General features: G+C 64.2%; 6 protein-coding genes. 1 reads left to right on the top strand and 5 read right to left on the bottom strand.

What is annotated here, in order from left to right:
• Positions 1–24: 24 nt before the first annotated feature.
• A complete protein-coding gene (locus ACIQUG_RS17935; protein ID WP_402323377.1) occupies positions 25–1,212 on the top strand; it encodes an MFS transporter in 1,188 nt (395 codons plus the stop codon).
• A 21-nt stretch (positions 1,213–1,233) separates the two neighbouring features.
• Here the strand turns inward: ACIQUG_RS17935 and ACIQUG_RS17930 are convergent, their stop codons facing one another.
• The 5 genes from ACIQUG_RS17930 to ACIQUG_RS17910 form a co-directional block, all read right to left on the bottom strand.
• Entirely contained in the window at positions 1,234–2,547 is a 1,314-nt protein-coding gene (locus ACIQUG_RS17930; RefSeq protein WP_402323742.1) for a capsule biosynthesis protein, read from the bottom strand.
• A gap of 28 nt (positions 2,548–2,575) precedes the next feature.
• Positions 2,576–4,168: an LTA synthase family protein gene (locus ACIQUG_RS17925; RefSeq protein WP_402323376.1), complete on the bottom strand. Its 1,593-nt coding sequence runs from the start codon at positions 4,166–4,168 to the stop codon at positions 2,576–2,578.
• Between the two features lie 97 nt (positions 4,169–4,265).
• Positions 4,266–5,105 (bottom strand): SDR family oxidoreductase, encoded by an 840-nt coding sequence (locus tag ACIQUG_RS17920; RefSeq protein ID WP_402323375.1) that lies wholly within the window; start codon positions 5,103–5,105, stop codon positions 4,266–4,268.
• Positions 5,106–5,189: 84 nt separating this feature from the next.
• Positions 5,190–6,605, bottom strand: a complete 1,416-nt coding sequence (locus ACIQUG_RS17915) for an aminotransferase class I/II-fold pyridoxal phosphate-dependent enzyme (RefSeq protein ID WP_043613128.1) — start codon at positions 6,603–6,605, stop codon at positions 5,190–5,192.
• On the bottom strand, positions 6,602–14,113 hold the full coding sequence (locus ACIQUG_RS17910) for a type I polyketide synthase (protein ID WP_402323374.1): 7,512 nt from the start codon (positions 14,111–14,113) through the stop codon (positions 6,602–6,604). The genes ACIQUG_RS17915 and ACIQUG_RS17910 overlap by 4 nt, the downstream gene beginning before the upstream one ends.
• Positions 14,114–14,518 lie beyond the last annotated feature (405 nt).

Genomic DNA, 14,518 nt, shown 5'->3' with positions numbered 1-14,518 from the left:
ACGTCATTCTGCAAAAATGAAGGAATGACGAACATCGATCAACAAATTTCGCCAGATCCAATCGACAGGGCCTCGATCGACAGGGCGCGCATCCCGCCCTTCGCCTATGTGCTGACCGTGTGCGTCGGCGTCATCGGCTCGAATTCTCTGGCGCTGGGTCCGATCGCGCCGGAGGTGGCGCGGAGCCTCGGCGCGGATGTTCCCTCCGTGATGGTCGCGTCGGCCGCGTTCGGACTGGGCACGGCCGTCAGCGCCATCTTCCTCGGCCGCTTCATCGACCGCTACGGCCCTCATCGCATTCTGGCTGCCGCGCTGTTGCTTCTGGCCGCCGGGCTTGCCGGCAGTGCGCTTGCGCCCATGCTCGCCTTCCTGGTCGCCGCCCAGCTTGTTGTCGGCGTCGCCACCGGCATCGCGCTTCCCTCGATCTATACGCTGGCCTCGGTCATCGCGCCGGCCGGACGGGAGAGCGAGACGATCGGCCTGGTATTGACCGGCTGGACGCTCAGCATGGTGGCCGGTGTGCCGCTATCGGCAGCGATCGCCGACTTCGGGGGATGGCGCGCCGTTTACTTCGTCGTTGCCGCGGCCACGCTGGTTGCCTGCGCTGCCGTCAGGCTCGCGCCGGTACGGGAAGGTCTCGCCGGCAAAACGACGTCGCCGCTTGCCGCGCTTGGCGTGCGTGGCGCTGGGCCGCTGCTGATCGCCTGTGCCGCCTTCATGGCCGCCTTCTACGGCGTTTACGCCTATATCGGCGAACACCTGCATGCGGCGCTCGGATTGCCCCTCAGCGCCAATGGCCTTGTGGCCGTTTCCTACGGCTTCGGCTTCGGTGCGGCAGCACTGCTCGACCGGCTGATCGATCGCTTCGGCGCCGGCCGGTTGCTGCCCCTGATCTTCCTGGTCGTCGCTGGCGTCTATGTGGCGATGGCGGCCGCAAGCGGCTCTTACACGGCCATGCTGGTCGTCGTGTTCTTCTGGGGCCTTGCCAACCATTTCGGTCTCAACGTGCTGATCATGCGACTGACGGGGCTCGATCCCACAAGGCGGGGCGCGATCATGGGACTGAACAGCGGTGTCACCTATCTGTCACTCTTTGTGGGAACGCTTGGTTTCGGCGTCGTCTATGGCGGGGCTGGCTTTTCCGTGCTGCCCTTGGCCGCAGCCGGCCTGATGCTGGTCGCAGCAATCGCGGCAGCGCTCGCGCCACGCTAGGTCCACACGATGTAAAAACGGCTATCCTTGGCGGGAAGAGGAAGGCGCGCGTTTCGCTGGCTTCTGCCTCGGTGCGGGGTCAACAAAGGCTCCAGGCTCGTTGAGGCTGTCTTCGTGCAGCCGCTGGGCAATGGCTTCCGCACCGGCATCGGTTCCGGCGCGGGAATAGAGGTTTCCGCGCACCTGGATCGACGCCGCAAGCAGGCGGAACATGGCGACACTGAGCTCAGGCTCAGGCGCCTGCGGCGCCTGCCAGAAAGCGTCGAGTGGCTGTTGGTCGGTCAGGCCGGCAATATCGAAGACGGCAGTGCCGAGTACCTTGACCGGCCGCCCTTGCTTCAAGGCGTGCAGGCCGGCGGTCGAATTTACCGTGACCATGCCGGCGCTCGCCTCGCCAAGCGTATCGAGGTTGCCGCCGTCCAGATAGAAGACCCGTCCGCTCAAGCCAAGCGTTGCCGCTTGCTGCTCGATGAAGCTGCGCCACGGGATCAGGTCGTTGTCGAGCGGATGCACCTTGAAAACCAGGCGTGCATTCGGCGCGGCAAAGGCGCCGAAGGAGGTCAGGACGTCAGCGATCGCATCCTTCTGGCTGTTGAAGGGCGAATGCGCCCTGAGCTGAAAGTCGGTTTCGAGCTGAAGCGGATAGACGAAGTAGGGCACACGCTCCGAAAGGAGCTGCGAAACCGTTGCCACCGCCGCCGCGTTGCGCCGCTTCTCGGAGAGCAGCCGGCGTATCCAGCCGGTATATTCGGCGAGCGGATGAAAAATCGCATGACGCCGATAGTGCGGAAACAGGAACCAGAAGAAGACGTTCGGCAGATTGTAGAGCAGGTCGTAGCTCGCATCGGCGAGGAACGTCTGGCTGTAGCGCTTGCGCCAGTCCGGCTCCGGCAGATCTGCGGCGGCCGACAGGATCTGCCCGGCATCGACGGGAAAATGGGAGTTCGACGACATGCCGTTGCGCTCGAGCGTCAGCCAGTCCGGCCGCAGATATCCCATTTCGATAATGGCGACACTGACGCCGGCGCGACGGGCGACGGCCGTCGCGGCCTGGTGATAGGGGCGTTCTTCGCCCAACAGCAGCATGTCGGTGACGCCGTGGGTGGCGATGAATGCCTCGAGATAGCCGGGCCAGGCAGACGCCGTGCCGCGATAGTTGAAGCCGCCCTTGCGTCGCCAGATGATCTGGTCGCCGACGTTGAGGTTGATCCGCAGGCAGCGGTGGCCAAGGGCTTCGAGCCGGTCGGCGATCTTGCGGAAGATCGGCGAGGAGGGGCCCTGCAGGAACAGGAAGACCCGCTGCCTTGGCCGGCCGGCCGCACCGGCCGATGTCATCGAAGCGTTCTTCATCCGCCGACCGCCGCTAACGCAGCGTATCCTTTCTGAGGTTCGCGTGGTTGAGAAGCGCCTCGATCAGGTTCCAGGCTTCGACGTTGCTCGGCTCGGCCGGCTTGTGGGACGACCGCTTCGCCTTGGCGAGCGGCACGATCAGATAGTCCGTGCGCGGATCCGGGAAGGGATCGGCGAAGGATTTGAGCAACGGCGCATGGTCGCCGTAAAAGACGAGCCAGACCGGACGGTCTAGCTTGTCGAGGCGCTCGCTCAACGTGTTGAGCGCTGCGTCGGACTGCTCGAGGATGGCCAGATAGATGTCGACGGGGTTGGTAAGGTCGCCGACGCGGCCCGGCTCCCATGGGCCGTGATTGGCCATGGAGGCGACGAAGATGAAGCCGCTTTCGTCTTCGGGCAGCTTCTCGCTGGCGTCGATCACCTTTGCCGCGAGCTTCTCGTCGGAGACATAGGGTCCGTCTCGCTCGGGGCGATGGTCGAAGCCGTCGAGCATCGTCAGCTTGGAGAAGCCGAGCTGCGGCATCGCCTTGTGCCTCAGGAAGAAGGTGCGGTCATAGGGATGGATGAAGTGGGTGTGCCAGCCGGCACGCTTCATCTTTCCGGGCCAGACAACGTCGGCATAGTGCGACGCGCGCAGATAGGGATAGCTGGCGTCGACATGGATGTCGTCGGGCACGAGGCCGCTGATGACGGCGAATTCGGTGCGTAGCGTATAGCCGCCTTCGAACACGCTGCTGAGCCGGCCCCACTGCACTGCCTCGCGCCGCAGCCGGTCGAGCGTCGGCAGATTCAGCGTGTCGACGCCGAAGTGCCGCATGTCGATGAAGGATTCCGATTGCCAGACGACGATCAGTGGCGAGCCGTCGTCGCCGATGAGGTCCTGCACGGCGGCCCGTACGATTTCCGAGAGTTCGGCGACGATCTTTTCGCGGCGGACACCGAGCCAGATGATGAAGCGGAAGACGACCGAGCCGAAGGTGCCGAAGCGCACCGTGTTCATCTTGACGTCGAGGACCTTGAGCAGACGCTGCACCAATGCTGCAGTCGGCCGGTTCACCGGGCCGTAGAAGAGCAGGAGCCAGGGTCCGTAGGCGACGCCGAGCATCACCAGGATCCAGAAGGCCTTGCCCCGATCCGGCAGAATGGCCGGCTCGAAATACATGTAGAGGCCGGAAACGCCGAAGACGTAGAGGAAGGCGACGGTCCAGAAGACGACGTTCAGCGAGCTCGCGTAGAAGATCGTCTTGTACTTGAACACGTCGACGACGAGCGCGATGTCCGAGAAGATCAGCGGCTCGCGAATGAACTTGAACTTGGCGCGGGAAATACCGGTGAAGATGATGAAGAAGCTCATCGTGCCGGCCGCCGCATAGAGCGGACGCCAGGATCCCGCAAAGAAGCCGGCAAAGACCAGCGCGATCACCGGCAGGCGGGCAAGCACATCGATCACGTCCTGGGTGCGTCCGAAGGGCGAAGGATTGGCGCGCCGCTCGCGCTTCGGCAAGGCGAAGCGGTCGGTGAAGAAGATCACCGCACAGGACAGCAGATAACAACTAAGCGTCAGTGTTATCGGGTAGTCGTGCAGCTGAAAGGGAAGCAACGCCAAGCGGAAACCTTCATGTCTTCATGCCGGCCGATGCCGCTTTATGCGGCACAGCGTCCGCCCGACACTTAGATCTTATCGATGCTAGGTACAAGCATCGTCAGGTCCGGTGCTCGGACACTCCACGATTATGCGTCGCCGTGTTGCCGCACCGCACAATCGCCCGGTCGAACCACCAGTTGAGTAAGGGACGAACGGCGGGAGCGAAGCGGCCAAGGAGAAACAATGTCGTGCCGAAATAGACTTCGAACCGGCCGCGGTCGGTCCCCTTGACGATCCGCCTGGCCACCGCTTCAACTGGCCAGGGCCTGACCGTGCCCATGATCGTGGCGGCTTCCGGCGGTCGGGCCGCGAGCTCGCGCTGAAACTGCGGCGTTTCCGTATCCGGCGGAAAGCAGACGGAGACGCTGACGCCGTGCGGACGAGCTTCCGAACGCAGCGCCTGGGCAAAGCCGTGCACGGCGAACTTGGAGGCGCAGTAGGCCGAATAGCCGTAGATGCCGAGCAGCCCCGCGCCGGACGAGATCATCATGATCCGGCCGCGCCGGCGCCGCTTCATGCTGTCGTAGACAGCGCGGACCGCATGCACCGTGCCGGAGAAATTGGTGTCCATCTGCTGCCGGAACGAGGCGCTGTTGAGTTCCTCGAACCGGCCGGGTTCGACGATGCCCGCCGATGCCACCAGGATGTCGCAGGGGCCGAAAGCCTGTTCGCACCGCCGGATCGCCGCTTCGACATTGCTTTCCACCGCGACGTCGGCGGCCTCGATCCGGATGCTGTCGGCGTTCGCCTCGCTGGATGCGACAAGTTTCGCTTGCGCGTCTTCCAGGAGCCCGCGGGAGCGGGCGATCAACGAGAGGCGCGCCCCGCGCGCCGCGTAGATCGATGCAACCGCAAATCCGATACCGCTCGAGCCACCGGTAATGATCACATGCGTCATGCTGGTATTCCGCTCCAGAGTTCGGAAGGGTGCGAAGCGGCTCTGCTTCGGCAATCACATGACCCGGCAGAAAATGCGGTCAGGTCAGCGCGCCGAGAGCGCTTTCATCATCTGGTCGATGTCGATGCCGCCGAGGCCGAAGTTGCGTGCGGTAAGGTCGGCCAGACGCTCGGCCGTCAGTGTGACTGTGCGGCGGATCTGCTCTTCCGTGTGGTCGCTGGTGATGAAGAAGCGCAACCGCGCCAGCCCTTCCGGAACTGCCGGGTGGATGATCGGCAGCGCATTGACGCCTTCGGCAAGCAGGTCGTTCGACAGCTGGACTGCACGCAGGGAATCGCCAACCAGAACCGGAACGACGGAAAATCCGCTCGAGAGGCCCGTGTCCAGGCCCGCTTCCTTGGCAAGCTTGAGGAAGAGGGCGCCGTTGCGGCGCAACGCCGCCGTGCGTGTCGGCTCCCGTTCGAGAACTTCCAGGCTCGCGGTAGCCGCAGCCGCCAGCACCGGCGCAAGGCCGACGCTGTAGACGAAGCCGCCGGCCGAGGCCTTCAGCACTTCGACCAGTGCTTCACTGCCGGCGATATAGCCGCCGCAGCTCGACGTGGTTTTCGACAGCGTCCCCATCCAGATATCGATCTCGCGCGGATCGACGCCGAAATGTTCTGCAAGCCCGCGGCCGGTCTTGCCGAGAACGCCGAGCGAATGCGCTTCGTCGACCATCAGCCAGAAACCGTATTCGGCCCTAAGCTTCAGAAGCGCCGGCAGGTCGGCGACATCGCCGTCCATCGAGTAGATGCCCTCGACGATGACCATGATGCGGCGATAGTCGCCGGCAACGGTGCGCAGCACGTGTTCGAGGTCGGCGACGTCATTGTGCTTGAACAGGCGTCGTGTCGCGCCCGAGAGCTTGACGCCGGCAAGGGCGCTGTTGTGGATGAACTCGTCGTGGACGACGAGATCCTTCGGCCCCATCAGGCAGCTGATCGCCGCCACATTGGTGAGATAACCGCTGACGAAGCAGACGGCGGCATCGACGCCATAGAAGCTGGCGATCTTTTCTTCGAGCGCCACATGCACCGGGCGCTCGCCCGCGACGAGGCGGCTCGCCGAGGCGGAGATGCCGAAGGTGCCGATGGTGTCGCGTGCCCGCGCAAGCACCTCCGCATGGCGGTTGAGGCCAAGATAGTCATAGGAAGCAAAGTTGATCAGCTTCCGACCGTCGATGACGGTGGTGGCGCCCGCCGCCGTCTGGTGCGCACGATAGAACGGATTGGCGATGCCGAGCTGCTCGCTTGCGAACTTCTGCGTCATCACCTGCTTGTATTCCGGCAGGTCTTCGAAACGGGCCTGCTGCCGGCGTGCCGGCGGCGGCATCTCCCGCTCCGAGCGCGCCATGCGGTTGCGCTCGGAGGATTGATGCGTGTTTCTCATCCGGTCCAGCAGGTTCTCTTTGAGGCTGCTGGTCATCTTGGATGCGCCTGGACCGTTTCCGTTCGTGCTCATTGGCCTTGTGCTTTTTCCTTCGCCGTTCCGACGTGCCGCTGCGCAAGTTCGCTGACGATCTTGTCGTCGGCCGGTTCGGCATCGTCGCTCTGGTCGCGCTTGCTCACCTTTTCATAGAGCTTGCGCGCGACATCGCCAACCGTCGTGTTGTCGGCGACGCCGCTGAGCGGCATGTCGAAGCCGGTGTTCTGCTGGAAGCTCATGCCGAGTTCGACGGCCATGAGGCTGTCGAGGCCGATTTCCTTCAGAACCTTGCTGCGGGTGACAGTATCCTTCGATACGCGCAGGATTGCGGCGATTTCGCCGGCGACGAGATCGAAGAGAATGTCCTCGGCCTCCTGCGGCGACTTGCCCTCGATCATCGCGACGAGGTCCATCTTGGTGCCTTCGCCGCCCGTCGCATGCTGGTCGGCACTGCGCAGGATGACTTCGAAGAGGGCGTTGCGGGCGACAGGCAGATTGCGTGCCGCCGACCAGTCGATCTCCGAGATCATCACGGTTGCCGCGTCGACGGTGCCGGGATCGAAGGCCAGGTGGCTTTCGACCATGTCGAGCGCCGTCTGCGCCTTCAGCGCCGTCTTGCCGATACGCTTGGCGAGGATGTCGTTCACATCCGTGTTCTGGACCAGGTAGCCCCTGTCTGCGATCGCGCCGAAGCCGACGGCGAGACCCGCAAGGCCGCGGGCGCGGCGGGCGCGGGCGAGACCTTCGAGATAGCCGTTGGCCGCGACGTAATTCGCCTGTCCGGGGTTGCCGACGAGGGTCGTCGCCGACGAGAACAGGATGAAGTTGTCGATCTTGTCGCCGCTGGTCAGTTGATCGAGAACCGCGGCACCCTTGGCCTTGGTATCGATGACCGGCCGGTTGCGCTCGCGGTTGAGGTTGCTGATCAGCGCGTCGTCGAGCACCATGGCAGCATGGACGATCGAGCGCAGCGGCGCCACGGCGCGCAGGGTCTTGAGCAGGCGCTCCGTCGCTGCCGGATCGGTGACGTCGCAGGCATGAACCGTGGCGGCAACGCCGGCCTTCGCCCAGAGATCGATCATCGCCGTCGTCTCGGCATCCGCCTGGCCACGGCGCGAGCAGAGCGCGACCTTCGTCGCACCCTTTTCGACGAGCCAGTTGGCGGCAGCGAGGCCGAAGCCGCCGATGCCACCGACGACGAGATGCATGCCGTTCGGATCGACCTTCATGCCGCCATGCGGACGCTTGGCGACACGATGCGTGCCGGCGACCGGAGGAAGCACGACGATCTTGCCGATATGCCCGGCATTCTGCATCAGCCGGAAGGCGTTGCCGATCTCGTCGAAGTCGAAGGCGCGATAGGGAAGCGGGGTCAGCTTGCCGTCTTCGAACAGCGCACCGATCTCGGTGAAGATCCGCTTGGTCAGCTTCGGCTGATTGACCAGCAACTGGTCGGCGTCGATGCCGAAATAGCTGACATTGCGGCGGAACGGCCGAAGGCCGATCTTGCTGTCGGCGTAATAGTCGCGCTTGCCAAGCTCAAGGAAGCGGCCGAACGGCTTCACCAGCGCCAGGCTCTGCTCCATGGCCTCGGCGAACAGCGAGTTGAGCACGAGATCGACGCCTTCGCCGTCCGTTACGGCGCGAACGTCGTTGACGAAGTCGAGCGAACGGGAATCGAAGACGTGATCGGCGCCCAGCATCGACAGGAAGCGACGCTTCTCGCGCGATCCTGCCGTGGCAATGACCTTGGCGCCTTTCAGCTTTGCGACCTGCAGAGCGGCAAGACCGACGCCGCCGGCGGCGCCATGGATGAGGATCGTTTCGTCAGGCTGGATTCGTCCAAGCTCGACCATCGCGTAATAGGCGGTCAGGAACGCGACCGGGACCGTCGCTGCGGCGACCGGGCTGACCGATTGCGGCAACCTGGCGACACCGGCGCGCGAAACGACCGCGTGGGTCGAGAAGGCAGAGGACGCAATCGCCATGACGGCATCGCCCACGGCGAGGTCATCGACCCCGTCGCCGACCGCGACCACATGGCCGGAAAGCTCCATGCCGATCGTCGCGCCTGCGAAACCGTCTTCGAGCGCCTCTTCCGGCAGAAGGCCCATTGCCCACATCACGTCGCGGAAGTTGAGACCGGTGGCCGCGACCGCGACGACGACGTCACCCGGGCCTGGCGAGGGGATGTCGCTTTCTTCCCAGACGATGCTGCCGACCTGAGAGCTGACGCGCTGGCGGATGGTTGCAGCCTTGAAGGCAGTTGTTGCTGCGTGCGCATTGTCGACCGGTCCAGGCACGGCGCGGATCTCCGAAAGCGCAGCGCCAGCGTCGCCTTCGAGCAGCCATTCGCGGTTTGCTCCCGCGGCGCCAAGCAGCGGCAATGCCGCAGCCATCTGGGCAGCCGTCGCCGGCGAACCGTCGATGTCGAGCGAGTGGACGTCGAGGAACTCGTACTCGTTCTGAAGCACGCGGGCGAAGGCCCAGAGGCCGGCATTGACGCCGTCGCTTGCGACCGCTGCGCCGACCGTCCGGTTGGCGATCGGTGCGCCGCCAGGCGCAACAAGCACGAGACGGGGCCGCTTGTCGTCCGCCGGCTCTGCACCGCCGATATGCTGGCGCAACGCTTCGGCAAACGTGCCGAGCGCGAGGATCTGCGTTTGCAGAGAGGCAGAATCGTCGGTGCGCGACGCGGCCGTCGGCAAGGCGAGGAAGACTGCCCGAAGCGGTTGGGCCCCCAGAACCTCGAAGGCTGGCAGGAGCGCGGCCTTGTCCGCAGTCGCATCGCCGGTCAGGCTGACGCGAACGGCTGTCTCAGACGGTTCGCGCTGTTCGTGACCGCCGATCTCCAGCAACAGGTAGGGGCTGGACGCCGGTACCGCCACGTCTGCGGCAGCAGCAACTGTGCCGCGCGCTTCGAGCAGTATGACGTTGCCGCTTGCACATTCGCGGTCGGCAATGTCGATGTCGCGCAGGTCAAGATCGTCGAGGCATTTCTGCCAGTGCGGCGCAGCCGCGAGGTTGCCGATCGGAAACTCCGCCGTCTGGCTTCGCGCGAACCAACCCTCGGACAGGCCAAGCGCGAAGTCGTTGAACAACGACGGCGCGCTGACCGCGGCGATGATGCCACCGGTAGGACGTAGCGCGGTACGCAAGGCCGTGCGAACCGTCACATCGTCCTCGATCAGGCCGTAGAACCCATCGGAGGCGCTGACGGCAAGATCGAAGGCCGTAAGCGTCGCAAGTTCGCCCTTCTTTAGGATGTGCACATGGGCGTCGTTTTCGAAGGAGAGCTCAAGGCCGCGCTGGGCGTTGTCGCGTGCTTCGAACACGGTGAGGCTTGCACCATGCTTTTCGGCAAGCGTCGCCAGGCGTCGGGTGAAGCCGGCGGATACGCTGCCGAGCTCGACGATGCGCAGACGCGCTCCGGCGGGCTGCGTCGAGAGCGCTGTTTCGAGCGCTTCCAGCACGAAGGCCATGCGCTGACGGCTTGCCTCCGAGTGAACCGCCTGATGGTCGATGGTGGCGTCGCTGATGAAGTTCGAGGTCGAGGCCGCTTCGTCGCCCGCATGCAGGGCGTCGATGCGGGCAAGCGCTTCCGCGTAGGCATTGTTGATCAGCACGGCCTCGACGGCGCGGTCAGGCCGTTCGCCGTAGAGCTCGCTCAGAATTTCAGACACGCTCGGCAGGTTGTATTCCTGCGCGACGGTCCAGACACCATCCTTGTGCTCACAAAGCCCGGCATCTTCGAGCACGTAGAGGCAGCTCGTCAGGAAACACTGGAACGCGAAATCGCCGGGCAGGCTGCCGCCCTGGATCGTTGAACGACCCTTGCCGAGCTTGAGGGCGATCTCCTGGCAGGCGCGGTAGATCGCGGCATTGAAGAGCAGCGTCGCATTGTCGATGCCACCCTCGCCGGCGCCCGGCATGGCGATGGAGACCGGTGCCAGGCTGTTGCGCAGAAGACCCGGCAGGGCGGCTTCCGATTGTACTGCCTCGTAGTGGAAGGACAGCGCATCGAGCGTCTTGTGCTTGCGCAGATAGGTGCGGCGGAAACGGCAATCCTCGAAATGCGCGATCGGTTCGCCCGACTGGCCGAAGAAGTGGAACTTCGCCTTGATCGAGTTGGCGCTGACACGTTCGATTTCGATCATGGCGCGCGCGATCGGCAGGCCGCCATTGACGACACGGACCGAACCGAAACGGACCGGGATATAGGGTGCGCCGCTCTTGTCGCCGGTGAAGCGGTCGAAGAGCGCCACCAGGCCGTGGAAGGTCGCATCGACCGAGATCGGGTTCAGAGCATAGCTGACCAGAGGGTGTCCGGTGGCGTCTGCCGTCTTCAGTTCTACATCGACCAGGCGGTCGCTATAGGCAACCGCTTTCGCGAGCAGCTGGAAGCGGGGACCGTAGTCGAGGCCGAACTGCCGCGCCGTCTCATAGGCGCGGCCCGGTGCCACCGTTGCCGTCTTGGCAAGGCCCGCAAGCGACGGATAGGCGCGATCCCCGGCCGGCAGCGGCTTGCGGCAGCGGGCTACCGCATGCACGGCCCAGTCGTCTTCCGACAGCCGTTCGCGCGAACGGATCTCGAGGTCGCCGGTCTCTGGCGACAGGACGGTCGACAGCTCCATGATTTTCGTGTCGCTGAGTTCCAGCGGCCGGACGATTTCGAGATTGGTGATCTCGACTTCGTCGCTGCCATAGAACTGCTGTGCCGCAGCGACGGCGATCTCGATGAAGCCACTGCCCGGCAAGATCGCCTTGCCGTCGACCACGTGTTCGGCAAGGTCCGGGAAGAGATGGGCGTCGATATGGTTTTTCCAGCTGCCGCTGTTCGGATCGCTGCGCCAGCCGGTCAGGCGGTAAGGTCTGGCAATCCGGCCGAAGAGGTCCGTGGCATCGGTCGTCGCCGCCGGCCGCAGCTCGACTGGCTCGAACGGGAGGCTTGGCAGGGCGATCGATGCATTGCGCTTGCCGAAGACCCGGGTCGTGTCGACCACGGCGCCATGCGCAACGGCACGCGCCATCGCGGCCGAAATCGGATCCTGGCCGCTTTCGGCGACGTCTCTGAGCAGCGTCGGCACCACCATGCCGGGGGCGGCTGCCTGCTTGATCGTCTCCTTGACGTAGGACGACAGGATCGGGCGCGGCGAGATTTCGATGAACAGGCGGCAGCCCATTTCGATCGCGGCTTCTGCGGCCGCCTGGAAGCGGACCGGCTCGCGAACGTTCTTCCACCAGTATTCCGGATCGAGCTGCGTACCCTCGAGGGCGGCACCCGTCACCGTCGAGAGATAGGCGAGTTCGGTGCGGCGCGGCGCGATATCGGGGATGTCCGAGAGGAAGGCATCCTTCGCCCGGTCGATGATCGGATGGTGGAACGGATAGTTGATGTCGAGGATCTGGACAGGGATCTTCGCCTTGCGGGCGGCATCGCGGAAGGCCGAAATCTGTTCGGCCGGGCCCGAGATCGTAACGGAGTTATGGGCGTTGACCGCAGCAACGCAGAGTTCGTCAAGGCCGCGAGCCTCGGCGAAAGCGCGAGCAGCCTCTTCACCGAGCATAACGGCGGCCATCGTGCCATGGCCGGCAAGCAGGTCCTGGTGCAGCGAGCGCTTGGCAACGATCGAAACCGCATCGACGAGCGACAGCGCGCCGGCCGCGTAGGCGGCGGCGATTTCACCGACGGAGTGGCCGAAAACGGCGACCGGCTTGATGCCCATGGCTACCAGCGAATCCGACAGGGCGGCCTGCACCGCAAACAGCAGCGGCTGGGCGATCTTCGTGTCGGCAAGCTTCTTGTCGAGTTCAGGATCGGTCAGGAGATCGGTAAGCGCGATATCCGAGTGGAACTTGAACAGCGCGCTGACCGAGGTGAAACACTGGCGGAAATGCAGGTTTTCACGGAAGGCTTCCACACCCATGCCGGCCCATTGCGAGCCGTTGCCGGAGAACACGAACGCGACCTTGGCGTCGCGAGCGACGGCCTCGCCGACCTCGCCGATATCCGAGCCGGGCTTTTCCAGGTGGCTGGCGATCGCACGGACGATATCTTCGGGCTGGTCGCTACGGGCGGCAAACCGATGGCGCATATGGGTGCGGTTGGCACCCGATGCGGCGATCATCGCACGGGCTTCACCCTTGGAAGCATGCGCGAAAGCGGTCTTGTAGTCCTTGAGAAGGGCTTCCAGGCTCGACTGCGTATGGGCGCTCGCGAGGAACACGTGTCCCGAAGACGACGGGCTTGCGGCCTTTTCATCGGCGGCCGGTTCCGGGTCGCTGATGACGACGTGCGCATTGGCGCCGCCGAAACCGAAGGAGTTGATGCCGGCGAGGCGCGCGCGCTTTCCGCGCAGAAGCTCGATCGGGTTTGCTGTAACGCGGACGTTCAGGCCGTCGAAATCGATGTGCTCGTTCGGCGTGTCGAAGTGCAGCGATGCCGGCAGGTAATTGTTCTCGAGCGCCATCATGGCCTTCAGCATGCCGAAGAGGCCGGAGGCGGGTTCGGTGTGGCCGATGTTCGACTTGATCGAGCCGATCGGCACGGGCGCCCGGCGCTTGGCGCCGATGACCGTTCCGATCGACCAGACTTCCGCCGGGTCGCCGACCTTGGTGCCGGTGCCGTGGCCCTCGACGAAGGCCACCTGATTGGCGTCGATGCCGTTGCCTTCGTAGATCGCTCTCAGCAGATTGGCCTGGGCTTCGCGCGACGGCAGCGAAATGCCGTTGGTGCGCCCGGCCGAATTCACGCCGGTCGCGACGATGCGCGCATAGCTGCGGTCTTTTTCGCGGCGCGCCCGATCGGAACGGCGCAGCACGAAGACCACGCCGCCCTCGGCGCGCACGTAGCCGGCGCCGTCGTTATCATAGGCGCGGCAGAGGCCTTCCGGCGACAGCATGCGCGCCTGGGCGAAGCCGACGAAGGGCAGGGGGTGGGCAAGAATATTGACGCCGCCGACGATCGCCGTGTCGATCTCGCCCGATGTCAGTGCCCGCATCGCCTGGTCGAGCGCGACCAGCGAGGAGGAACAGGCGGTATCGACCGTCATGCTCGGGCCGCTGAGGCCGAAGATATGCGAGATGCGGTTCGACACGATCGACAGCGTGTTGCCGGTCATGAAATAGGGGCCGGCTGCGGCCGGATCCTCGACCGTCAGGTTGGCGTGGTCGAGGCTCGATGCGCCGATATAGACACCGACGTTTTCGCCGTGCAGCGACGTCGAGGAGATGTTGGCGTCCTCAAGCGCCCGCCAGGCAAGCTGCAGGAGCACGCGCTGCTGCGGGTCCATATACATGGCCTCGCGCTGCGACATGCCGAAGACGGCCGGGTCGAAATCGTAGAGTTGATCCAGCACACCGGCCGCGAAGGAATAGGTCTTTCCCTGCGTGCCCATGACGGGATGCCAGAATCGCGCGACGTCCCAGCGATCCGATGGAATGCTGGTGACGGTGCACTTGCCCTGACGTAGAAGTTTGAACAACGCCGAGGGCGATTCTGCTCCAGGGGCGAGGCATGCACGCCCAATAATCTCAACAGCCATGTATGATCGAACGCTCTAAAATGCCGTTAAAGTTGCACCTGCGATTGCGCGGCGGAGGTCAAAATGCAATCGCCAATCGTCATGCTTGTGGGCTATCCCCAGCTATATTCGTTCCGCCTCATTAGTCAGCTTTTAACTTAAAGTCCCTAGCTTTCAACCCCAAAGACTGAAGATATACACGCTGTCAACGCCAGTCCAAGTCGGATTGGGCGACAAACCACGCTCAAGGTATCGAAGGTATGACCAGAAAGACGCGGGCTCAAATAAATTGCCCGTCTTGGTCTTGGGGTGACTTGTTGTGGGACGGCGATTGTGCTTTTCAGAGACCGGCGAAATTCCCTGCCGGGGGATGATGCGGCGCGGAACCATGAGCAAAATCATGGCTGTGCCGAATGTGGAGTGTCG

This window comes from Ensifer sp. NPDC090286 (genome assembly GCF_044769565.1).
GTDB lineage: Bacteria > Pseudomonadota > Alphaproteobacteria > Rhizobiales > Rhizobiaceae > Ensifer.
This window is presented reverse-complemented; position numbering and strand designations above follow the sequence as displayed.